The 657-nt window shown below is 47.3% G+C and carries 2 protein-coding genes; both read left to right on the top strand.

Going from position 1 to position 657, the window contains the following annotated elements:
* Nucleotides 1-310, top strand: a 310-nt coding sequence (locus tag MoGM_RS02355; RefSeq protein ID WP_146078623.1) for a pyridoxal-phosphate dependent enzyme, incomplete at its 5' end; no start/stop codon positions are given.
* A gap of 144 nt (nucleotides 311-454) precedes the next feature.
* On the top strand, nucleotides 455-657 hold a 203-nt coding region (locus MoGM_RS02350; RefSeq protein ID WP_199181755.1), incomplete at its 3' end, for a hypothetical protein.

Here is a 657-nt window from a genome sequence, read left to right as displayed (position 1 = left end):
CAACGGGGGTATGCCTGGCCCGCACAAAATTCAGGGTATCGGAGCGGGGTTTGTGCCTCCGATATATGATGCGGGTGTGGTGGATGAGGTGTTCGATGTGGATGATGACGACGCCATACGTACCGGCAGGGAGCTTGCCTCCACGGAAGGGCTTCTCGTCGGCATATCATCGGGTGCGGCCGCTTTTGCCGCTGCCGTGATTGCCGCAAGGCCGGAAAACAGAGATAAGACGGTGGTTGTACTGCTGCCGGACACGGGCGAGAGATATCTGTCGACAGTGCTATACGACTTTGAAGGCTGTCCGCTTTAGACCTGTCGTAGATATGCGTGAATTGTCACGGATTAAAATAAATGGCGTTTCTTTTGGCATTTTAATCATTTTTTAGTAGCTTTGTTGCCAATAAACAAGAATAACTAACAGATTTTGATGTATAAGAGCATTCTTCTGCCATGTATGATATTTTTCATTTCTCTGTTGCCGGCAAAGGCGACAGGGCAGGGACAGCAGGAAGCTAAGTATACGATAAAATCTCCTTTGGTATATGAAGACATTTGGGACTTGCCGCCATATACGTTCCTCAATAAGGACGGTGAGCCGATGGGTTACAACATCGACCTTATCAAGATAATACTTAAACGTCTTGACATACCTTATAT

Source organism: Prevotella sp. MGM1, from assembly GCF_002933775.1.
Taxonomy (GTDB): Bacteria; Bacteroidota; Bacteroidia; order Bacteroidales; family Bacteroidaceae; genus Prevotella.
Note: the sequence above shows the minus strand (reverse complement) of the source record. Positions and strands in the feature narration are given on the sequence as shown.